Annotated in this window: 1 tRNA gene and 1 rRNA gene; both read left to right on the top strand. The window is 42.4% G+C overall.

Annotated features, from left to right (window positions below):
• The first annotated feature begins 34 nt into the window (after nt 1-34).
• Nucleotides 35-106: transfer RNA gene (locus HT678_RS11065), tRNA-Glu, on the top strand.
• 243 nt (nt 107-349) lie between these two features.
• Nucleotides 350-585 (top strand): 16S ribosomal RNA (locus HT678_RS11060); the annotation flags it as partial.

Below are 585 nucleotides of genomic sequence, written 5' to 3'. Positions count from 1 at the left end.
CTGTATAATAGTAAGAGTTGAAAATAACAACTCTGGTCCGTTGGTCAAGGGGTTAAGACACCGCCTTTTCACGGCGGTAACACGGGTTCGAATCCCGTACGGACTATAGTATGTTGCGGTTGTAACACTTGATGAAAAAAAGATTAAAAAAGTTTCAAAAAAAGTGTTGACAAGCGAAAGTGACTGTGATATACTAATATAGTTGTCGCTTGAGAGAAGCGAGTGACAAAGACCTTTGAAAACTGAACAAGACGAACCAATGTGCAGGGCACTACAACAACTGTTGTAGTACTGAACAATGAAAAAACAATAAATCTGTCAGTGACAGAAATGAGTGAGAACTCAAACTTTTAATGAGAGTTTGATCCTGGCTCAGGACGAACGCTGGCGGCGTGCCTAATACATGCAAGTAGAACGCTGAAGGAGGAGCTTGCTTCTCTGGATGAGTTGCGAACGGGTGAGTAACGCGTAGGTAACCTGCCTGGTAGCGGGGGATAACTATTGGAAACGATAGCTAATACCGCATAATAGTAGATGTTGCATGACATTTGCTTAAAAGGTGCAATTGCATCACTACCAGATGGA

This window comes from Streptococcus sp. 3167, assembly GCF_013277175.1.
Taxonomy (GTDB): Bacteria; Bacillota; Bacilli; order Lactobacillales; family Streptococcaceae; genus Streptococcus; species Streptococcus pseudopneumoniae.
This window is presented reverse-complemented; position numbering and strand designations above follow the sequence as displayed.